At 72.5% G+C, this 20,031-nt stretch carries 22 protein-coding genes; 9 read left to right on the top strand and 13 right to left on the bottom strand.

All coding sequences use genetic code 11. The annotated features are described in order from the left end of the window. Positions 1–122 precede the first annotated feature (122 nt). Positions 123–1,073, bottom strand: a complete 951-nt coding sequence (locus ACIRQH_RS05405; RefSeq protein ID WP_358815839.1) for an NADP-dependent oxidoreductase — start codon at positions 1,071–1,073, stop codon at positions 123–125. 71 nt (positions 1,074–1,144) lie between these two features. Between ACIRQH_RS05405 and ACIRQH_RS05400 the strand changes: the two genes are divergently transcribed. After that, on the top strand, positions 1,145–2,209 hold the full coding sequence (locus tag ACIRQH_RS05400; protein WP_358815840.1) for a helix-turn-helix domain-containing protein: 1,065 nt from the start codon (positions 1,145–1,147) through the stop codon (positions 2,207–2,209). 94 nt (positions 2,210–2,303) lie between these two features. Next, a complete protein-coding gene (locus ACIRQH_RS05395) occupies positions 2,304–3,161 on the top strand; it encodes a hypothetical protein (RefSeq protein ID WP_404224331.1) in 858 nt (285 codons plus the stop codon). A 40-nt stretch (positions 3,162–3,201) separates the two neighbouring features. Here ACIRQH_RS05395 and ACIRQH_RS05390 read toward each other — a convergent pair whose 3' ends face one another. The 4 genes from ACIRQH_RS05390 to ACIRQH_RS05375 form a co-directional block, all read right to left on the bottom strand. Then, positions 3,202–3,756 (bottom strand): TetR/AcrR family transcriptional regulator, encoded by a 555-nt coding sequence (locus ACIRQH_RS05390; RefSeq protein WP_388870782.1) that lies wholly within the window; start codon positions 3,754–3,756, stop codon positions 3,202–3,204. Next, the gene (locus ACIRQH_RS05385) at positions 3,753–4,115 is read right to left on the bottom strand and encodes a DUF1304 domain-containing protein (RefSeq protein ID WP_388870779.1); all 363 of its coding nucleotides are present in this window, start codon (positions 4,113–4,115) and stop codon (positions 3,753–3,755) included. Before ACIRQH_RS05385 ends, ACIRQH_RS05390 begins: the two co-directional genes overlap by 4 nt. A gap of 88 nt (positions 4,116–4,203) precedes the next feature. Then, positions 4,204–5,835, bottom strand: a complete 1,632-nt coding sequence (locus tag ACIRQH_RS05380) for an amidohydrolase (RefSeq protein ID WP_404224329.1) — start codon at positions 5,833–5,835, stop codon at positions 4,204–4,206. Positions 5,836–5,848: 13 nt separating this feature from the next. After that, the gene (locus ACIRQH_RS05375; protein WP_404224327.1) at positions 5,849–7,342 is read right to left on the bottom strand and encodes an APC family permease; all 1,494 of its coding nucleotides are present in this window, start codon (positions 7,340–7,342) and stop codon (positions 5,849–5,851) included. A gap of 119 nt (positions 7,343–7,461) precedes the next feature. Between ACIRQH_RS05375 and ACIRQH_RS05370 the strand changes: the two genes are divergently transcribed. The 3 genes from ACIRQH_RS05370 to ACIRQH_RS05360 all read left to right on the top strand — a co-directional run bounded on the left by ACIRQH_RS05370 (position 7,462) and on the right by ACIRQH_RS05360 (position 9,252). Beyond that, positions 7,462–8,226 (top strand): TetR/AcrR family transcriptional regulator, encoded by a 765-nt coding sequence (locus tag ACIRQH_RS05370; protein ID WP_388870773.1) that lies wholly within the window; start codon positions 7,462–7,464, stop codon positions 8,224–8,226. A gap of 89 nt (positions 8,227–8,315) precedes the next feature. Further along, positions 8,316–8,777 (top strand): pyridoxamine 5'-phosphate oxidase family protein, encoded by a 462-nt coding sequence (locus ACIRQH_RS05365; protein ID WP_388870770.1) that lies wholly within the window; start codon positions 8,316–8,318, stop codon positions 8,775–8,777. Between the two features lie 82 nt (positions 8,778–8,859). Further along, positions 8,860–9,252, top strand: a complete 393-nt coding sequence (locus ACIRQH_RS05360) for a VOC family protein (protein ID WP_358815848.1) — start codon at positions 8,860–8,862, stop codon at positions 9,250–9,252. 42 nt (positions 9,253–9,294) lie between these two features. Here ACIRQH_RS05360 and ACIRQH_RS05355 read toward each other — a convergent pair whose 3' ends face one another. Beyond that, positions 9,295–9,603: a DUF4235 domain-containing protein gene (locus ACIRQH_RS05355; RefSeq protein WP_164371160.1), complete on the bottom strand. Its 309-nt coding sequence runs from the start codon at positions 9,601–9,603 to the stop codon at positions 9,295–9,297. 236 nt (positions 9,604–9,839) lie between these two features. On the opposite strand from ACIRQH_RS05355, the gene ACIRQH_RS05350 reads away from it, so the two are divergent. After that, on the top strand, positions 9,840–10,814 hold the full coding sequence (locus ACIRQH_RS05350; RefSeq protein WP_388931872.1) for a cation diffusion facilitator family transporter: 975 nt from the start codon (positions 9,840–9,842) through the stop codon (positions 10,812–10,814). Between the two features lie 135 nt (positions 10,815–10,949). Here the strand turns inward: ACIRQH_RS05350 and ACIRQH_RS05345 are convergent, their stop codons facing one another. The 3 genes from ACIRQH_RS05345 to ACIRQH_RS05335 all read right to left on the bottom strand — a co-directional run bounded on the left by ACIRQH_RS05345 (position 10,950) and on the right by ACIRQH_RS05335 (position 12,766). Beyond that, a complete protein-coding gene (locus ACIRQH_RS05345; RefSeq protein ID WP_388870767.1) occupies positions 10,950–11,393 on the bottom strand; it encodes a nitroreductase family deazaflavin-dependent oxidoreductase in 444 nt (147 codons plus the stop codon). Positions 11,394–11,584: 191 nt separating this feature from the next. Continuing rightward, positions 11,585–12,046 carry a carboxymuconolactone decarboxylase family protein gene (locus ACIRQH_RS05340; RefSeq protein WP_404224324.1) on the bottom strand — a complete coding sequence of 154 codons (462 nt, stop codon included), beginning with the start codon at positions 12,044–12,046 and terminating at the stop codon, positions 11,585–11,587. A gap of 90 nt (positions 12,047–12,136) precedes the next feature. After that, a complete protein-coding gene (locus ACIRQH_RS05335) occupies positions 12,137–12,766 on the bottom strand; it encodes a LysE family transporter (protein WP_358815851.1) in 630 nt (209 codons plus the stop codon). Between the two features lie 391 nt (positions 12,767–13,157). Here ACIRQH_RS05335 and ACIRQH_RS05330 point away from each other — a divergent pair, with 391 nt between their 5' ends. From ACIRQH_RS05330 to ACIRQH_RS05320, 3 genes are all read left to right on the top strand, one after another. Beyond that, positions 13,158–14,369, top strand: a complete 1,212-nt coding sequence (locus ACIRQH_RS05330; protein ID WP_388931636.1) for a cytochrome P450 — start codon at positions 13,158–13,160, stop codon at positions 14,367–14,369. Between the two features lie 12 nt (positions 14,370–14,381). Then, complete coding sequence (locus ACIRQH_RS05325; RefSeq protein ID WP_351432150.1) at positions 14,382–14,582, top strand: ferredoxin; 201 nt, start codon at positions 14,382–14,384, stop codon at positions 14,580–14,582. A gap of 250 nt (positions 14,583–14,832) precedes the next feature. Continuing rightward, positions 14,833–15,384, top strand: coding sequence for a flavoprotein (locus ACIRQH_RS05320; protein ID WP_388870754.1), 552 nt, complete (start codon positions 14,833–14,835; stop codon positions 15,382–15,384). Positions 15,385–15,387: 3 nt separating this feature from the next. On the opposite strand, the gene ACIRQH_RS05315 is transcribed toward ACIRQH_RS05320, so the two are convergent. The 4 genes from ACIRQH_RS05315 to ACIRQH_RS05300 form a co-directional block, all read right to left on the bottom strand. After that, positions 15,388–17,151 (bottom strand): phospholipid carrier-dependent glycosyltransferase, encoded by a 1,764-nt coding sequence (locus tag ACIRQH_RS05315; RefSeq protein ID WP_388931630.1) that lies wholly within the window; start codon positions 17,149–17,151, stop codon positions 15,388–15,390. 108 nt (positions 17,152–17,259) lie between these two features. Continuing rightward, positions 17,260–17,922, bottom strand: coding sequence for an HdeD family acid-resistance protein (locus ACIRQH_RS05310; RefSeq protein WP_388931627.1), 663 nt, complete (start codon positions 17,920–17,922; stop codon positions 17,260–17,262). A 126-nt stretch (positions 17,923–18,048) separates the two neighbouring features. Continuing rightward, positions 18,049–18,246, bottom strand: coding sequence for a hypothetical protein (locus ACIRQH_RS05305; RefSeq protein ID WP_388870746.1), 198 nt, complete (start codon positions 18,244–18,246; stop codon positions 18,049–18,051). 115 nt (positions 18,247–18,361) lie between these two features. Further along, positions 18,362–20,017, bottom strand: a complete 1,656-nt coding sequence (locus ACIRQH_RS05300) for an MFS transporter (RefSeq protein ID WP_404224320.1) — start codon at positions 20,015–20,017, stop codon at positions 18,362–18,364. Positions 20,018–20,031: the final 14 nt, after the last annotated feature.

Raw genomic sequence — 20,031 nt, 5'->3', positions numbered from 1 at the left:
CTCCCGCCTCTCGACCCACGCCTGGTGCTGCGACGACGGGCGGGTGTACCGGCACGCCCGGCACGGCCCCGACCTACCCCCCCGTACCGGAGCCGTGCCCGGACCGCAGGCCCGGCGGACCGTCACTCGACGATCAGCACCAGCTTCCCCGCCGTGCGCCCCGTCTCGCCCAGTGCGTGCGCCTTCGCCGCGTCGCTCAGCGGGAACGTCTCCGCGACCGTCGCCCGCAGCGCCCCCTCCTCGACGAGTCCGGCCACCGCCCGCATCCCCGCCTGGTCGGCGTCGACGAGCATCCGGATCGCGCGCACCCCGAGCCGCTCGGCCTCCTCGTAGAACTCGTCGGAACCGACGGGGATGATCGAGACGACCACGCCGCCGGGGCGCAGCACCCGCAGCGAGCGCAGTCCGGTCTCCCCGCCGATCGGGTCGAGCACGACATCGACGTCGCGCACGGCCTCGGCGAAGTCGACGCTGGTGTAGTCGATCGGCTCGTCCACGCCGATCGACCGCAGGAAGTCGTGCTTGCCGGCGCTCGCCGTACCGATCACGTACGCGCCGCGCGCCTTGGCGATCTGCACGGCCACATGGCCGACCCCACCGGCCGCGGCGTGGATCAGCACACGCTGCCCGGGCTGCACGTCGGCCCGTTCCGTCAGCGCCTGCCAGGCGGTGAGGGAGACCAGCGGGAGCGCGGCCGCCTGCGTGTGGTCGATGGAGGACGGCTTCAGGGTGAAGGCCCGGGCGGGCGCGGTCACGTACTCGGCGTGCGAGCCGTGGCCGAACGGGTAGGACAGCATGCCGAAGACCTCGTCCCCGGGCTGGAAGAGGGCGACACCGATTCCGGTCGCCTCGACCACGCCGGAGACGTCCCATCCGAGGACGAACGGCGGCTCACCGAGGAACCCGCCGTTCGCGCGGTGCTTCCAGTCGGTCGGGTTGACCCCGGCCGCCCGTACCCGGACGAGGATCTCGTTCGGCCGCGGCGCGGGCCGTTCGACCGTCACTTCTTCAAGGACCTCGGGACCGCCGAGGACGTTCTGGCTGATGGCTCGCATGGTGTTCACAGTGCTCATGGTCAACCAGCCTGCCGGTCCGCGCCCGATCGGGAAATGGCAGAATTGCCAACCTTCGATACGATCGTGCCATGGAGCGGACGGACCAGGTGGACCCGGTGGACCGGATGAAGCAGACGCAGCGAACGACGCCCGTGCGGCCTGTCACGCCGGTCGTGCCGGTGAGACAGGCGAGGCCGGTCAGGGCCGCCGGGCACGTGGAGCGGGTCGTCGTACTGGCTCTCGACGGCGTCTACCCCTTCGAACTCGGCATCCCCAGCCGCATCTTCGGCGCGGCCGAGGGCCGCTACGAGGTGCTGACCTGCACGGTCGACGGAGGCCCGGTCCGCACCGAGACCGACTTCTCCGTCACCGTCGACCACGGCGCCGAGATCCTGAGCACCGCCGACACGGTGGTGATCGCGGCGGTCACCCCCTCCAAGGTGACCCAGGACATCTCCGACGACGTGGCAGCCGCTCTCGCGCAGATCCGCCCCGGCACCCGCATCGTCTCCATCTGCACGGGCGCGTTCGTACTGGCCGCCGCCGGGCTGCTGGACGGGCGCCGGGCCACCACGCACTGGTACGTCGTGGAGCAGTTCCGGCGCATGTTCCCGCGCGTGGACCTCGACCCCGACGTCCTGTTCGTCGACGACGGCGACATCCTCACGTCGGCCGGCGCGGCGTCCGGCATCGACATCTGCCTGCACATCCTGCGCGAGGACCACGGCAGCGAGCTGGCCAACCGGGTGGCCCGCCGCTGTGTGGTGCCGCCCCTGCGCGAGGGCGGCCAGGCTCAGTACATCGAGCTGCCGGTGCCGGAGTTCTCCACGGCGAGCACGGCGGCGACCCGCGCCTGGGCGCTGGCCCGTCTCGGGGACCCGCTGGCCCTGAGCGACCTCGCGGGCCACGCGCGGATGAGCCTGCGCACCTTCGCCCGCCGCTTCAACGACGAGGTGGGCATGAGCCCCGGCCGCTGGCTGATCCAGCAGCGGGTGGCGCGCGCCCGCCAGCTGCTGGAGGCCAGTGAGCTGTCCGTGGACCAGATCGCGGGCGAGGTCGGTTTCGCGACGGGCGCCTCCCTGCGCCAGCACCTGCACGCGACGATCGGCGTCTCTCCGCAGGCCTACCGGCGGACGTTCCAGGCGACGCGCTGAGCCTCCCCGGCCGCGGCCCGCCGATCACCGAACGATCTCCGTGCCTCCCGCGTCGTAGGAGCACGAACGCGGGTCGATGTGACGGGGGTCGGGTATGGGCAAGAGGATCGTGGCCGCAGTGGTACTGGCCGGGCTGGCCTCGGCGGGGTGCGGCGGCGCGGACGGGCGCGACGACCTGGTGGTGACCGGCACCCCGCCGGCCACCACCTACGCGGGGCCGCTCCACCTGCCCTCGGAAAAGCACTCGGGGGACGGCGAGCCCGCGCCCGGGGAGGGCTCCGGCGCGGCGGGCAAGGCGCTGGAATGTGACGGCGCGATCTTCTCGGGCGGCGGCGCGGACCGCTGGAGCAAGAGGGACGGCGGCTCGACCCCCGAGGAGGGACTGAACGCCTACTTCGACATCTACCAGCCCGAGGAGCCCGACTACGGCTACAGGGTGGAACGTCGCGAGGGCGACCGTGTCCTGTTCTCCTTCGACGTGAAGGGCAGGACCAAGGTGGCCGTCGTCGTCGCGAAGGACCAGCCGCATCGCCCGGGTTGGGGCCCGGAGACCAACGCCTCCTGCGACCCGTCGGAATGGCCCGCCAGCTACGCCAGGTCCCAGGGCTACGAGATCTGGGAGGACCGGGAAGGCCGTCGCGTGCCGACGACGAAGGTGAGCAGCTCGCCCGGCGCCGAACACTGCGACTGGCAGAGCGCACACTTCCTCACCCTGGGCAGTGGGGCCCACGCCCGCCAGTACGTCCGCGACCCACGGGGGATCTTCGGGCGCGAGTCACTGACTCGCGCCTACGACGGTGATGTCCGTATGCCCGCGAACGCGCACGACACCGGCTACCACTACCGCGACTGGAGTCTCTGGCTGTCGTCGGACAGGTCGACGGCGTACGTCCGCACCTCCGACGGTGTGGAGGCCTGGCCGGCGCCGTCGCGGATGTTCGGCTGCGACTAGGGAGGGCAATGTCCGTCGTCCCTCCCCGCTCCGCGAAACGTCACCGGCTCATGTGCAGCGCGACCAGCAGTTGCCAGACCTGGTCGGCGACGGCGTCCGGGGTGCCGTCCAGAAGGCCGTGCAGCCAGTCCGCGAGGACGCCGGCGAACGTGGCGGCGACCGCGGAGGCCACCAGCGGGGCGTCCGGTGCGCCGGCGAGCGTGCGTTCGGCGAGGCTGCGGGCCCGCAGGTCGTGGTGGAGCACCCGGCCCAGCGGTCCGCCGCCGCCCGGGCTCAGCAGCGAGCGGTACAGGCCGGTGTGCGGGGCGAGTCGGACGAAGAAGGTGCGCAGCGCGGGCGGTGCGGACACCGGATCGGGCCGCCCGCGCCACGCGTGCAGCGCCTCCACGGCCTCCCGTACGACATCGGCGCAGGCGTCGACTGCCAAGGCCTCCAGGTCGGCGTAGTGCACGTAGAAGGTGGCCCGGCCCACCCCGGCCCGCCGGGTGAGCGCGGCGACTCCGGTCTCCTCCAAGGGGTGTTCGGCGCACTCGTCGAGCAGCGCCTGCCGCAGCTTCGCGCGGGTCCGGGCCGCGCGTGGGTCGTCGGGTGTCACCGGGCGAGGAGGACGGCGGCGAGGGCGATCGCGCCGGGCAGGGCCTGGGCGAACAGGATGCGGCGGTTCGCCGTGGCCGCTCCGTACACACCGGCCACCACGACGCAGCACAGGAAGAAGACCTGGACGCGGAAGCCGGTCGGGTCCGCGGCGATCAGCCCCCACACCAGACCCGCGGCGAGAAAGCCGTTGTACAGACCCTGGTTGGCGGCGAGCGGAGCCGTCGCCCGCGCCATCTCGGGGTCGAACCCGTGCAGCCCCCGCCCCGGCTTCTTCTCCCAGAGGAACATCTCCAGCACCAGGATGTACGCGTGCAGCGCGGCCACCAGGCCCACCAGCACGTTCGCGACCGTCTGCATCGTCTGCGGCTCCGTTCGGGGACTCACGTCTTGGACAGGTGTCCAATATAGCTGGACACCTGTCCATGAACCTAACGCGTCGTACGCGTCACGCCTCCGGGGCCGCGTACACCCGCTCCCCGCCGACATAGGTGAGCGCGACGCCGGTCTCCCTGATCGCCTCCGGGGACCCCGAGAAGGGGTCACGGTCCAGGACGACGAGGTCCGCGAGGGCGCCCGGCCGCACCGCGCCGGTGTCGTCGAGGTGGTTCACGTACGCCGTTCCCGCGGTGTACGCCGTCAACGCGGCGGTGAGGTCGAGGCGTTCGTCCGGCAGGAACACCGGGCCGGGCGCGTCGGGGCTCACCCGGTTCACCGCGACGTGGATGCCCTGGAGCGGGTCGGGGCTGCTGACCGGCCAGTCGCTGCCCGCCGCGAGTCGCGCGCCGGAGCGGAGCAGCGCGCCGAACGGGTACTGCCAGGCGGCCCGTTCGGGTCCGAGGAAGGGGATGGTGAGTTCGTCCATCTGCGGTTCGTGGGCGGCCCACAGCGGCTGGATGTTCGCCGTGGCGCCGAGGTGGGCGAACCGGGCCACGTCGTCGGGGTGGACGACCTGGAGGTGCGCCAGATGCGGGCGGGTGTCGCTCGGGCCGTTCGCCTTGCGGGCGGCCTCGACCGCGTCCAGGGCGTGCCGCACGGCACCGTCGCCCAGCGCGTGGAAGTGGCACTGGAACCCGAGCGCGTCCAACTCGCTCACGTGCGACGGGAGGTGGGCCGGGTCGATGAAGCTCTTGCCCCGGTTGGCCGTGGCGCAGCCGCACTGGTCGAGGTAGGGCTCGATGAGCGAGGCGGTGCCGTTCTCGGCGACCCCGTCCAGCATCAGCTTGACGCTGGTCGCGCGGAACCGACCGTGCTGCAACGCGGCCCGCCGCTCGACGAGTTCGGGGATCTGCTCGGCGCCGCGCGCCCGGTCCCACCACAGCGCGCCGACCACGCGCGCGGTGAGGGAACCGTCGCGCGCCGCCGTCATGTACGCCTCGGACGGGTCCTCCATGCCGAGGAAGGTGCCGACGATCGCGTCCTGCCACGCGGTGATGCCGAGCGCGTGCAGATGCCGCTGGGCGTGCAGCAGTGCGGCGAGCCGGTCGGCGGCCGTGGCCGGGGGAGTGAGCCGCCCGACGTACTGCATGGCTCCTTCCTGGAGCATGCCGGTGGGCTCGCCCGTCGCGTCCCGCTCGAACCGTCCGTCGGCCGGATCGGGCGTGTCACGGGTGACTCCCGCGAGCTCCAGTGCGCGGCTGTTGACCCAGGCGCCGTGGTGGTCCCGGTTGGGCAGGTACACGGGCCGGTCCGGTACGGCCGCGTCCAGCAGGTCCCTGGTCGGCGTGCCGCCGGCGAAGGCCTCCATGGACCAGCCGCCGCCCAGGATCCACTCCCGTTCGGGGTGCGCGTCGGCGTACGCCCGGACGGCGGCGACGGTGTCCTCGGCGGTCTTCGCGCCGGTGAGGTCGCACTGGGCCAGTTCCAGGCCGGCCGGGACCGGATGGACGTGCGCGTCCTGGAACCCGGGCAGCAGGAGCCGCCCGGCCAGGTCGACGACCTCGGTGTCCGGGCCCCGCAGGTCGAGGACCTCGGAGGCGCCGACGGCGGTGATCCGGTCGCCGGTGACCGCCACGGTGGTCGCGGTGCGGCCCTCGGGTGTGAACACCGGGCCGCCGGTGAGGATGAGGTCAGCGTGCATGCTTTTCTGTTCCTTAGTTGGGGGTGGCCAGGAGCTGGGGCGCGTCGGCGTCGGTGCCCCGTCCGGTGGTGAAGTAGGGGGACTTGCGGACCCACTTGGCCCACGCGGCGGCGGCGAAACCGGAGACGACCATGACGGTGGGTGTCAGGAGCAGGAACCAGCCGTTGTCCGCGCTCACCTCGAAGTGGTCGGTCGAGGTGTAGAAGGACCAGGCCAGGTAGCCGCCGAGACCGAGCAGCGTGCAGGCGCTCAACGCCGGGAACACGACCGCCCGGACGCCGACCCGCCAGTCCTCCCGGAGCAGTCCGCGGAAGCGGACGGCGGCCGCTAGGGCGGTGAGGGCGTAGGACAGCGCGACGACGATCCCGACCGCGTTGACCGTCGCCATGATCATGTCGGCGAGCCGGGATATCACCAGGGCGAGCCCCGCCACGACGACGGCCAGCGCGCCGATCAGCAGCGTTCCGGTCGCCGGCGTCCCGTAGCGGGTGCTGACCCGTGACCACACGGGCCCGAGCGTACGGTCCCGGCTCATCGCGAACATCCCGCGCGCCGTCGGGATCACGCCCGCCTGGAGCGAGGCGACCGCCGAGAACATCAGGGCGACCAGGGGCAGCGCGGCCAGCGGCTGGTCGGCGAGCCGGTTCCCCAGGAAGGCCAGCCCCTCCGCACCGTGCCCGGCCAACTCGTCCTCCGACAGCACTCGTTGGAAGGCCACCGAACCCAGCAGGAAAAGGCCCAGCATGGTCACGAGCGTGATCGTCCCGGCCCGGGAGGCGTCCCGTGGATCGCGCACCTCCTCGTTCACCGTGAAGGCCGCCTCGAAGCCCCAGTAACAGAACACCGACAGGAGCAGTCCCTGCGCCAGCGCCGTCGGCGAGGGGATCTGGAAGGGGTCGAACCAGCTCAGGCTGAAGGGGTGCGGGCCGGTCACGATGCCGTAGCAGCAGAAACCGAGGAGCACCACGTACTCGAAGACCAGCAGGCCGCTCTGCAGCCGGGCCGCCGTCTTCACCCCGGTCACCGCGGTGAGCGTGACGGCGACGAGGACCACGATGCCCACGGCCGTCGTCTGGGCCGTCGAGCCCGGATCGAGGGTCAGGGCCGCCACCTTGTGCACGCCGGCCTCCCCGGCGAGCTGGATCATCGCCGAACCGGTCACCGCCGTCGTGTACGCGAGGAACGCGACCGTGGCGACGATGCTCACCCAGCCGACCAGGAACCCCAGCCAGGGGCTGAGTGAACGGCCCACCCACACATAGCCGTTGCCCGCGTTCGGCTCGACATGGTTCAGCCGGGAGTAGGCGCCCGCGATCCCGAGGATCGGCAGGAAGGCCAGCAGCATGATCGCGGGCAGGTGCAGCCCGACCACTCCGGCCGTCACCCCCAGACCGATGCCGATGCTGGTCGTCGCCGCGGTGCTGGACGCGGCGATGGCGACGCCGTCCGCCACACCGAGGGTCCTACGCAGGGACGGGGGATCCACACCGTACGGCTTCTGGGTCATGGCCTGCTCCGATCGCACCCGGGGCCTGATTCCGGCCCGATGACCGGAAATGAAACTGCCCGGGGCCTTAACAGGTCAACGCTGTTGTCATAAGGTGCCGGGACCGGAGGGAGACCGCCATGACGTCCGCCAACGACCGTGTCGTCCCCGCCGCCGCCCGGCGGCGCAGACGCCCCACCAAGACAGGCGTGGTCCTCTCCGAGGAACTGATCGTCGAGACCGCGCTGCGGCTGCTCAAGGAGCACGGCGCCGACGCCCTGACCGTCCGCCGTCTCGGCCTGGCCCTCGGCGCCGACCCGAGCGCCCTGTACCGCTACTTCCGCGACACCGACGATCTGCTCCTCGCGATCGCCGACGAGCTCATCGGCCGCACGCTGCGCGACTGGCGGGCCACCGGCGACTGGCGCGCCGATCTTCGTGAACTCGGCCTGCGCGTCCACGCCGGAGCCCTCGCCCATCCGCAGGCCGCGGTGCTCAGCTCCTACCGGGTGACCGGTCGCGTCCACGAGATCGAGGCGGTGGAGACGATCATCGGCGTGCTGCGCGGCGCAGGTTTCCCCGATCTCGACGCCGTTCGGATCTACCACGCGTTCGTCGACCAGGCCCTGGCGTTCGCCGCCCTCGACGCCGCGAGCGTCGCCCTGCCCCGCGCCGCGCGCGAGGCGGAGGCCGGCGTGTGGCGGGCGATGTACGCGCGGCTGCCCGCCGACAGCCACCCGAACATCGCGGCGACCGCCCACCACCTGGTGCGCGACATGGGTCGCAGCGCCTATCCGACGGCTCTCGACCTGCTGCTGGGCTCGGCAGCGGCGCGGCTCAGGGAGACCGGGGGAGCCCAGGGCGCGTCCGGAGACGGGCCGAGCCCACCCGGCTCGTCACACTGAGGGCCGCTCCACCGTCATCCCAGTAGACCGACGCGTACGCCCTCCGCGAGCGTGCCGTCCCCGTCCGCCGACCAGGAGGCCGTCCAGAGATGAACCCGCCCGCCCGCACCGCGAAGCAGCGCAAGCAGGACACACTCGCCCGGCTGGAGAACGACGTCGACACCTGGGTGTCCACCGCCGACAGCACCGGCGGCACGCCCTACCTCGTCCCCCTGTCCTACCTCTGGGACGGTACGACCCTGCTGATGGCGACCCCGGCGAAGGCCCCCACCGGCCGCAACCTGCGGTCGAGCGGCACCGTACGGCTGGGCATCGGGCCGACCCGCGACGTCGTCGTGATCGACGGCACCGTGGAGACCCTGGAGGCCGGCGAGCTGGCGGACGGGGTGGGGGACGCCTTCGCGACGAGGACCGGCTTCGACCCCCGCGAACTCACCGCCCACTACCAGTACTTCCGGGTCACACCGCGGCGGGTGCAGGCCTGGCGCGAGGCCGACGAGATCGCCGGGCGCGACCTCATGCGCGGCGGTGCGTGGCTCGTGGCCGACTGAATCGGCCGGACGGGGTAACCCGGGACGGCAGGGCAGTGGCGGCCGGACGCCGGCTGTCGTCCCGGAACCCTACGGAGGAGACATGGCACTCGTCACGGCAGCGGTCGTGGTGCTGGACTGCGCCGAGCCCGAGAAGCTCGCCGCGTTCTACAAGGAGATGCTGGGCGCGGAGGAGACGGACGCGAGCGGCAACCGCGTCGAGATCAAGGGCGCCGACGGCATGCGGATGGCCTTCCGCCGCGACGTGACCGCCACCCCGCCGAGCTGGCCGCGCCCCGAGAACTCCTTCCAGGCCCACATCGACTTCCACGTCGAGGACCTCGACGCGGCGGAGCGCCAGGTGATCGGCCTCGGTGGACGCCCGCTGGAGACCAAGGACATGTCGGGTCCGTACGAGGAACGCGGCTACGCGGACCCGTCCGGGCACTCCTTCACGCTGCGGTGCGTCCGCTCGACAGCACCCAAGCAGGGCTGATCCGGCGGGCCCCGTCGCGGCGACGGGGCCCGCCGGGCCGGTTCAGTCGCGACCACCGCTCTTGGCGGCGGCGGGCCACACGCCCGTCGAGCGCTCGATGGCCTTCGCACCCGACCGGTCCACCGCGCTGCGCACGACGGCGAAGATCGCCCCCTGGATGGCGGCGGCGAGAAGCACCTCGCCCCAGCCGCGGTCCCGGTCGAGGGCGTCGGGCGCGTTCTCCTCGTGCCGGATGGCCATCCAGGTCTTCTGGAAGGCGAGCCCGGCCAGGGAGCCTCCGGCCCAGCTCAGCGCGAAGCCGACGGGCTTGTAGGCCAGGGAGAGCTTCTGCTTCTTCTGCTTCTTGGACACTGGGGCTCCTTCTCGCTCTCGGTGCAGGGGCGGCGTGGGCGTACACCGCCCGGTCCGACGCGGTACGAGTGCCCGAAGTATGCCCACCGATTCCCTCCGCCCGCATGGTTGAGGTCCGGGGGCAGGGGAAACCGGCCGGGGTGACCAGTGAAGACACGAAGGAACAGCCGGACACCACCTCTTCCGCGAAGGGCGGGGGCGAGGGCGACGGATCCGACAGCAGAACGCGGGTCACCGTGTTCGTGGCGCTGGGCGCCAACCTGCTGATCGCCGTGGCCAAGGCCGTCGGCGGCCTGCTCTCGGGCTCACCCGCGCTGCTGTCGGAGGCCGCCCACTCCGTGGCGGACAGCCTGAACGAGGTGTTCCTGCTGGCCGCGCTCCGCCGGAGCAAGCGCCCCGCCGACCGCCGCCACCCGTTCGGCTACGGCAAGGAGCGGTTCTTCTGGTCGCTCCTCGCCGCCGTCGGCATCTTCGTCATGGGCGGCTGCTTCTCCTTCTTCCAGGGCTTCGAAGCCCTGCGGAACGGCGCCGAGGAGTCCTTCGGCGGCTACATGGTGGGCATCGCGGTCCTCGTCGTGTCGCTGCTCGCCGAGGGGGCCTCGCTGCTGCGGGCCCTCTTGCAGGTGCGCAGCCAGGGCGGAGCGGCGGGGATGAAGGACCCGGCCCTGCGGACCGTCGTCGCCGAGGACGGCACCGCGGTGCTCGGCGTCACCCTCGCGATCATCGGCATGGTGCTGCACATGGTCACCGGCCAGGTCGTGTGGGAGGCCTCGGCCTCCCTCGCCATCGGTCTGCTGCTCGTCTTCGTCGCCTTCTGGCTCGGCAGGGACGCCCGGGACCAGCTGATCGGGCGGGCCGTCGACGAGGAGGAGAGCGACCGGATCCGCGAGCTGCTGAAGGCGCAGCCGGAGATCGACAGCGTCGAGACCCTGCTGACCATGGAGCTTGGCCTCGACTCGACGCTGGTGGCCGCACGGATCGACCTCGTCCCGGGACTCGACAGCGAGGAGGTCGAGGATGTCGCCGTCCGCATCAAGCGTTCCGTCGCCCGCACCTTCCCGGCGGCCGACCAGATCTTCCTGGACGTGACCGACGCGAAGACCGCGCGAGCTGCCGCACGGCGCGGCGAGAGTGGGGTGAGCGACTGGGGGCACGCCGACGACACGGCAGCGGAAAGCCCCGCCGCGACGGGGGAGCGCGGCGGAGCCTGACGGCCGGGTGCCCGGCACCCGCGGGTCCCTGCGCACCGGTTCCCGCGGCCGTCCCTGCCGGGTTGTCCGGACACACCCGTGGCCCGGGCCGGCATCGTCGCCGGCCCGGGCCACGGATGTGTGCGCGTCCCGTCGTCAGTCGGTCGGGTCCAGCACGAAGACGGGGATCTCGCGGTCCGTCTTCGTCTGGTAGTCGGTGTACGGGGGGTACGCGGCGACCGCGCGCTCCCACCACTGGGCCTTCTCGTCGCCGGTGATCTCCCGCGCCGTGTACTCCTTGCGGACGGGTCCGTCCTGCAGCTCCACATGCGGGTCGGACTTGATGTTGAAGTACCAGACCGGGTGCTTGGGGGCGCCGCCGAGCGAGGCGACCACCGCGTAGCGTCCGTCGTTCTCGACGCGCATCAACGGGGTCTTGCGGATCTTCCCGCTCTTGGCTCCGCGTGTCGTGAGGATGATGACGGGCAGGCCCGTGTCCGCCAGCGTCGTCCCCTTGGTCCCGCCGGACCCCTCGTACAACTCCACCTGGTCCCGCACCCACTGGGTCGGGCTGGCTTCGTACTCGCCCTCGAGTGGCATGACTTCCGTCCCATCATCGCGTCGGACTGGTCGTGTCTCGGCACGATTCAACACCAGAGCGGACGCGAATCTTCCGCACCGGCGGCCCGAGTTGCGCCTCGCGTCGGAGCGGGCGCCCGCCGGGGGGACGGGCGCGCTCCGCGCGTCCGACGGTGCGGGCCGGGGGCCGGGCCGGCCCCCGGCGACCGGGGTCAGCCCCAGGTCGCGCCCGCCGGCTCCTTGATGGTCGCGTTGAGGCGGTTGAAGAAGTTGGTCGTGGCGATCCACAGGACCAGCGCGGCGACCTGCCGCTCGTCGTAGTGGTCGGCCACCTCGTCCCACAGTTCGTCGGAGACCGCGTCCCCGCCGCGGTCGTTCAGCCGCGTCATCTCCTCGGCCAGGGCCAGCGCGGCCCGCTCGGCGTCCGAGTAGTACGGCGCCTCGCGCCAGGCCGCGACCGACCACAGCCGCTCGTCCGTCAGGCCGGCCTTCCGCCCGCCCCTGGCGCCCGCGTCGACGCAGGCGCTGCACCCGTTGATCTGGCTGGCCCGCAGGTGGACGAGTTCGAGGGTCTGCTGGGGGACACCGCCCTTGTTCGTCGCCTTGTACAGCCCCTGTATCGCCTCCATGGCGCCGGGAAGGATCATCGCCGGGTTCTTCATCCGTGCCTGCATCGCGCTCTCCTCGACAGTCCGCGGCGCCCCTCGCGCCGTCATCGCACTGACGGAGCCCGGCGCGGGAATGTGACAGGCACGGCGAACGCGTCACGGCGCCACCGACACCCGTACGGCGAGCAGCATGATCACCGCGCTCGACACCAGCCCCGTGACCAGCCGTCCCCGCTGACCCGTCAGGGCCCGGCCCAGCAGGGCGCCGCCCCCGGCGAGGAAGAGCTGCCAGCCGGCGGACGCGGCGAACGCGGCGAGCACGAACACCCCCTGCTCCAGCGGGCGGACGGCCTCGGCGGTACGGCTGCCGAGCACCAGCGCGGCGAAGTAGACGACCGTGGTGGGGTTGAGCAGGGTGATGCCCAGCAGCGCCCCATAGGCGCGGGCCGGACGGGGCGGGTCCTGCACGGAGCGGGCGGCGAGCCGGCGTCCGCGGTACTGCCGCAGCGCGCCGACCGCGCCCCGGACCGCCAGGACCGCGAGGACCAGGGCCGAGGCCCAGCGCAGCGGTACCAGGACAGGCTGGAGGGCGGCCGCGAGTGCCGTACCGCCGAGGGTGGCGACGAGGGCGTACAGCCCGTCGGCCGTGGCGACGCCGAGCGCCGCGCAGGCACCGGTCCGCAACGTCGTACGCGCGGTGAGGGAGACGAGGTAGGTCGAGACCGCTCCGACGGGGACGGCGATGCCGTAGCCCGCGAGAAGCCCCGCGAGCAGCGCGGCGGTCATGACGCGGAACGGTCGGGCCTCCGCGGGCGGCCGGGCTGCTGCTGGACCCGCGCCGGACGAACGGTGGCGGAGGTCGGCGGCAGCAAGGCTTCGATCGTGGACATGGGCCGATGTTCGGGGCACCGGATCTGCCCACGCAACCGAATTTCGGAACGGGTGTCCCGGTGCGGATCAGGCCATGTGCGCGGCGGCGGGACGACGGTGGGCGCCGGAACGCCAAGGGAACCGGAACCAGCGCCGCCGCACTTCGGCCAGATCGGGCGAACGGCGCATCTGGCCGAACTTCGCGTGGCCACATAGGTGCCTGGGGCATCTAATGAAGATCGGTAAGAGGGAACCATCGCTTGCGAGGTCACTCATGACAGAAGCCCCCCCGACCCACCGACCCCCTATGTCACAGGCTCCAACACCGCAGGTCACCGACCCGGTCGCGTTTCCGCAGGACCGTACCTGCCCCTACCATCCGCCCGCCGGCTACCAGCCGCTGCGCGAGGAACGCCCTCTCTCGCGGATCTCCCTGTTCGACGGGCGCGCGGTGTGGGTGGTCACCGGCCACGCCACCGCCCGTGAGCTCCTCTCCGACCAGCGGCTGTCCTCGGACCGCACGCTGCCCGCCTTCCCGGCGACCACGGAGCGGCTGGCCGCGTCCCGCGACCGCCGGGTCGCCCTGCTCGGTGTCGACGACCCCGAGCACCACGTCCAGCGCCGCATGCTGGTGCCGAGCTTCACGCTCCGGCGGATCGGCGCCCTGCGCCCCCGTATCCAGGGGACCGTGGACCGCCTCCTGGACCGGATGGCCGAACAGGGGCCGCCCGCCGAGCTGGTGAACGACTTCGCGCTCCCGGTGCCTTCCACGGTGATCTGTGCGCTCCTCGGCGTCCCGTACGCCGACCACGACTTCTTCGAGGCGCAGTCCCGCCGGCTGCTGCGCGGTCCCGGCGGGGCCGACGTCGACGCCGCCCGAGGCGAACTGGACGACTACTTCGGCTCGTTGATCGACCGCAAGCAGGCGGAACCCGGGGACGGGCTGCTCGACGAACTCATCCACGACCAGATGCGGGAGGGGAAGGTCGACCGGCAGGAGCTGATCCGGCTGGCGACCATCCTGCTCGTGGCCGGTCACGAGACCACCGCCAACATGATCTCGCTGGGCACCTTCACGCTGCTCAGGCATCCGGAGCAGCTCGACGAACTGCGGGCCGATCCGGGGCTGATGCCCGCCGCGGTCGAGGAACTGCTGCGGTTCCTGTCCATCGCGGACGGGCTGCTGCGGGTCGCGACCGAGGACATCCAGGTGGGGGGCAAGACGATCCGCGCCGATGACGGCGTGGTCTTCTCCACCTCCGTCATCAACCGCGACGCGCAGACCTTCCCCGACCCCGACGACCTGGACTGGCACCGGCCGGCCCGGCACCATGTCGCGTTCGGCTTCGGCATCCACCAGTGCCTCGGACAGAACCTCGCCCGGGCCGAGATGGAGATCGCCCTGCTGTCGCTCTTCGACCGCTTCCCCGGCCTGCGGTTGGCGACCCCCGCGGACGCCGTCCCGTTCAAGCCCGGGGACACGATCCAGGGGATGCTCGAACTCCCCGTGACCTGGTAGCGGAGGTCCGGCATGAGCGTCGACATCGCGATCGACAAGGACGTCTGCATCGGCGCGGGCCAGTGCGCCCTCGCCGCGCCGCGGGTCTTCACCCAGGACGACGACGGGTTCAGCGAACTGCTGCCGGGCGGTACGGACGGCGGGGGCGACCCGATGCTCCGGGAGGCGGCGCGGGCCTGCCCGGTCGCCGCCATCACCGTGAAGGAGGCGTGAGGGCCGCCTCGTTGGAGACGGGCCGGTAGGCCCGGGAGCCCGGGAGCTGGGAAGCCGGGGAGCCGGGACGGACCCCGGCCCCCGGGACGGGTGCGCCGACCTGTGGCCGCCCGGCCCGGCCCGGCGCGGGCCGACCCCACCCGACCCGTGCCGCCGACGTTCCCGAACGCGCCGGACTCACCGGGCTCGCGCGGATCCACCGGTGCGGGCACCGGGGCGGGACCCAAGGGACACCCTCTAGGGTTCCGGTGTGAGTGAACCGACCGAGAAGCCCTTCCTCTACGTCGTGGTCTGCGCGGCGGGCGTCGCCGAGGGCATCGGCACGCTGATCACCGCGGCCCAGCGGCGGAACTGGGAGGTCGGCGTCATCGCCACACCCCAGGGCCTCGGCTTCTTCGACGCGGCCGCCGTCGAGGCGCGGACCGGCCGCCCCATCCGCTCCGCCTGGCGTACCCCCGGCGAGCCGCGCCCCTTCCCCGCCCCGGACGCGGTGGCCGTCGCGCCCGCCACCTTCAACACCGTCAACAAGTGGGCGGCCGGCATATCGGACACGCTCGCCCTCGGAACACTGAACGAGGCGTACGGACTCGGCGTCCCGATCGCCGTACTGCCATGCGTGAACGAGGCGTTGGCGGCCCACCCCGCCTACCGCGCGAGCGTCGAGCGGCTCGGCGGGATGGGCGTCCGCTTCGGAGACCCGTACGCGGACGAGGTCCAACAGGACGGCGGACGAGGGGACTTCCGGTGGGAGCGGGTCCTGGACCTGCTGGGCGGCCGCGACGGGCAGGACGGCCGGCGGTGACGGTCAGGGCCGCCGGAACACGGTGATCGAGTGCCCGACGTCGTCGACCGGCCGGCTGCCGGCCAGGAGCGCCTTCAGCCGGCTGTCGGCCTTGGCGATCGCGGTGTCGGACACGGCGAGCAGTCCGTGCACCCGCTCCGGTGGTACCGCGCGCGGATCGGCCGCGTCGATCCCGTACGCGGCGGGCACACCGGCGCCCTTGTACACGAGCCACACCTTCTCGTGCGGATGCTCCCGGCGGAGCCGGTCCGCCAGGCGGCCGAGATCCTGGCCCCAGTCGACGTTCGAGTCGTGCAGACGCAGCCGGGTCCCGGCCGGGCCGCCGAACGCCTCGTTGGCGTACGGGAGGTAGTAGGGGTACGTCAGCAGGGAGCTGACGGCGACGAACAGGACGAGCGCCGCCGCGCCGATCCCCGCCCAGCGCCGCCGCACGACGACGGCACAGCCCGCCACGACCGCGAGGAACACCGGCACGAACAGCGCGTAGCGCACGCCGAGATCACGGGAGCCGTTCATCGCCGCGGCCAGCAGCACCACGGGCGGGAGCAGGAGATACGGAACGGCGGGCCGCAGCCGGCGTACGGCCGTCAGCGCGGTGGTGCCGGCCGCCCACAGGGCCGCCATGCCGAGCGGGGTCTTCACCAGCAGCGCGGCCGGCAGGTAGTACCAGAGGGAACCCCGGTAGAGACGGCCGAAGAGGAAGCCCTGCCAGACCGTGTCCTCGAAGCCGAACTGGACCCGCATGCCGTCCCGGTAGGGCTCAGGGAGGGGGAGCAGGCCGACGAGCAGCGCGCGCAGTCCGTGCACCGCGGGCAGGTCCGCAGGCGCCGTCCAGCGCAGCCGGGGGTCGACCGCGAGATAGGCCGCCCAGACCGTGGCCACGGCCACCAGGGTCATCCCGGCCGCCGCCACCGCACCGGCCCCGAGCAGCCGTAGGGCCCCACCCCCGTGGTCCGGCGCCACGACGGCGGGTCGCGGTGGTTGGACCTCCGCCGCCGCCCTGTCGTCGCGCGGTTCGGTGTCGGCAGCGGTACGGCCCGCATGCCGTACGGACAGGACCGCGAGGAGCAGCAGCACGGGGACCGCCGGCAGCGTGCTCATCTTCGTGGCCACGGCCGCGCCGAGGGCCAGGCCGGCGAGCGGCACGTACAGCCGGGGCCGCCGCCGGGCGCGCCACACCAGCCACACCGACGTCAGCAGGAACCCGGACGCGGGGACGTCGAGCGTCGCCAGTGAGCCGTGGGCGATCACGTCCGGCGAGAACGCGTACAGCGCGAGTGCCACCAACGCGCCCACCCGGCCGACGAGGTCACGGGTGAACGCGAGGACGACCAGTCCGAACAGCAGCGTCAGGACGATCACCGGCAGCCGCGCCCACAGCATCACCCGCCACGGATCGTTACCGGACTCGTACAGCAGATGGCGGCCCAGCTCCGTCTGGTCACCCTGGAACGCGGGGTCGAGGTGCGGGCGGGCGAACAGCATCCCGCCGCCGATGATCAGCTTCCCCAGCGGCGGATGCTCCGGGTTGTAGCGCAGGCTGTGCTGCTGGACGTAGACCACGGCCGTGCCCGCGTAGACGGGTTCGTCGATCGTCGGCGTCTGCTCCACCGCCGTGGTCACCATCGCGACCGTCATCTGCGCCAGCAGCAGGATCACGGCCACCGCGAACAGCGCCCGCCGGTGCCGCCGCAGGCCTTCCCATCGCCCGGTGGTGGGCGTCGCGTCGCCGCCCACCGGCACGCGGTCGTCGTGCCTGCTGGCCATGAAAGTCGGCATGCCCCAAAGTACGTGCGCGGCTCCCCGGCCTGCTCACCGGTCGGCACCCGAATTCGTCGGAGGGCTTCCCTCACGGTCGGGGCGGCGGGAGTCCGTTCAGATCGGCGAGGCCGGGTCGCGCGGTGTGACCGCGATTGCCCTGCGCACGGCGGACCGCCAGGCGAAGGCCACGGCCAGCTCGACGAGGCCGATCAGGATCATCCACAGGCCGAGCAGCCGCGTCAGGGCGCGCGCCGACTCGGTCGGCAGGGCGAGGACCACGATGCCCGCGATGACGCCGATCGCCGCCGCGCACAGCACGAACCCGCGGTGCGGGAGATCTCGGGTGGCGAGGGCGGTGTACGCGGTGAGGACACCCGAGACCAGCCAGACGATGCCGACGATCACGGACAGCGCGGCGATGGTCTGCAAGGGGTTGCGCAGACACAGGACTCCGGCCAGCACGTACAGCACCGCGATCAGCAGGCCGGCGATGCGGTCGCCCTGCTCCCGGTGGCCGAAGACCGACACGAAGCGGAAGCCGCCGATCACCAGCAGGTAGAGACCGAGGAGAACGGCCAGGACGTGCAGCGTCTCCTCGGGCCAGACCAGGACCAGGATGCCCGGGATCAGTGTCGCGAGCGCCGAACCGAGGAGCCAGGTCCATGAGGCCCCGACTCCGGCCAGCAGCTCCGCCGGATCACCCTGGGACGCCGAAGGCGTCCCGCCGGGTCCGGACTCGGACCCGGTGTGCGGCGTCGAACCACGCGATTGCGTCATGGCTCCTCCTCACGCGGTCGAGCGGACCACCGCCGGACCGCCGACGGGACGGCGGGTGGATTCCCGTATTCCAGCGTTCCGCCCGCCACCCGCTCGCGGGTCACCCCCGGCGGGTGATCCTCAGGTTCATTCGGGCAGTTGGCGCATCTCCACGACGCGGAGCCCCAGGGACCGGCAGCGGGCCAGTAGCCCGTACAGGTGAGCCTCGTCGACGACGGGGCCGAACAGGATCGTCTGTCCGGAGACCACCACGTGCTCCATCTCCGGGAACGCCTCGGCGAGCGTCCGGGACAGATGTCCCTCGACACGGATCTCGTAGCGCATGGGGTGCTCCCCCCGGCGAGCGGCCTGGGGCAGGCGGACGGCCCTGCCGTGCGATCATCCGGCGCGGCCGCCCGTCCTCCCTCACCCGTAGCAGGTGAACGTGGGCCCGGCGCGTTCACGCCGCTCCGGGCGAGTCGGCAGGGTCGCCGGTTCCGGTGTCCCTGCCCGTCGCGGGCGGTTTCCTGCCACCGCTCCCGCGTCCGGTCCGGCCGGACGGCAGATGCCCCGTGACCAGGAAGCTGACGAGCGTGATGCCGCCGGCGGCGAGGACGGCCGCCTTCAGGCCGTTCAGCTGCGCTGTCGCGTACGAGTCCGTGACGGCGTCCACCTCGCGCGGCGGCAGCCCGGCCTGCTCGGCCCCGGAACGCACCTGCTCCGTGGAGACGAAGCTGATGCCCGCCTCCAGGGCCACGCCCGTCTGCTGCCGCGCCTCCTCGGACACGCTCGGGTTCTGTTCCACCTGGGTGGTGAACGCCTGCGCCAGTGCGCCGATCAGGATCGACCCGATGAGCGCGGTGCCCAGCGCGGAGCCCAGGTTCTGCGCGGTGAACTGGAGCCCGCCGACCTCGCTGCGCTCCTTCTCCCCGACGCTGGACTGCACCACGTTGCCCAACTGCGAGGCGAGCAGGCCCATGCCGACACCGAGCAGGGCCATGGCCCCCGCGAACTGGGCGTCGTCGATGACCGGGTCGATGGTGGCCAGCAGCCACACGATGGCACCGAACAGGGTCAGCAGGGCGAGCCGCACCACCCGGCGCGGCCCCATCACCCGCCCGAGCCGGGACGCCAGCACGGAGGCGATCAGCATGGTGACGGACACCGGGAGCAGCCGCAGCCCGGTCTGGAACGCGTCGAAGCCCTGCACCACCTGGAGATACAGCGGGATGGCGAAGAACAGGCCGAGCAGGATGAGGTTCTGGCTGACCAGGGTCAGCAGCCCCGAGCGCAGCGGCAGCACGCGCAGCAGGGAGAGATGGACCAGCGGATCGGCGCCCCGCGCCTCCCGGTGGCGTTCCCAACGGGCGAACAGCGCGAGGACGACGACTCCGGCGGCGACGACGAACAGGGTCGGGGCGAAGCCGAGCACGGTGAACGGCGGGTTCCGGGGCTGCACCCAGCCCCAGGAACTGCTCTGGAGCACGCCGAGCACACCCAGACCGAGGCCGGCCGCGGAGAGCGCGGCACCCACACCGTCCAGCCGGGGGCGGGGTCCGGAGCGGGCCGATTCGGTGATCACCCCACGGAAGCAGAGCATCGCGACGACCACCACGACCTCCCCGGCGAAGACCAGACGCCAGGTCAGATACGTCGTCACCCAGCCGCCGAGGAGCGGTCCGACCGCGATGCCCGCGCCGGCGAGACCGCCGATGACGCCGTACGCGACCGCCCGGTCCCGGCCGGTGTACGACTCGGCCACCAGGGCCGCCATGGCCGGCAGCACCATCGCCGCGCCCAGCCCCTCCACGACCGACCAGCCGAGGGCGAGGACCCACAGGGTCGGGGCCACGGCGGTCAGGGCCGACCCGACGCCGTAGACGACGAGTCCGAGGAGGAACAGACGGCGGCGTCCGAGGATGTCCCCGAGCCGGCCGCCGGTGGCCATGAACGCCGCCATGACCAGCGCGTAGAGCGTGATGACGGCCTGGATGGACGTGACCTCGGTGTCGAAGTCCTCCACCAGCTGACTGATGGAGACGTTCATGACCGAGGTGTCCAGGACCATCAGGAACTGGGCCGTCCCGAGCACCATCAGCGCGTGCCAGTGCTTCACCGGGTCACCGCCTC

This window comes from Streptomyces sp. NPDC102279 (assembly GCF_044766365.1).
GTDB lineage: Bacteria > Actinomycetota > Actinomycetes > Streptomycetales > Streptomycetaceae > Streptomyces.
Note: the sequence above shows the minus strand (reverse complement) of the source record. Positions and strands in the feature narration are given on the sequence as shown.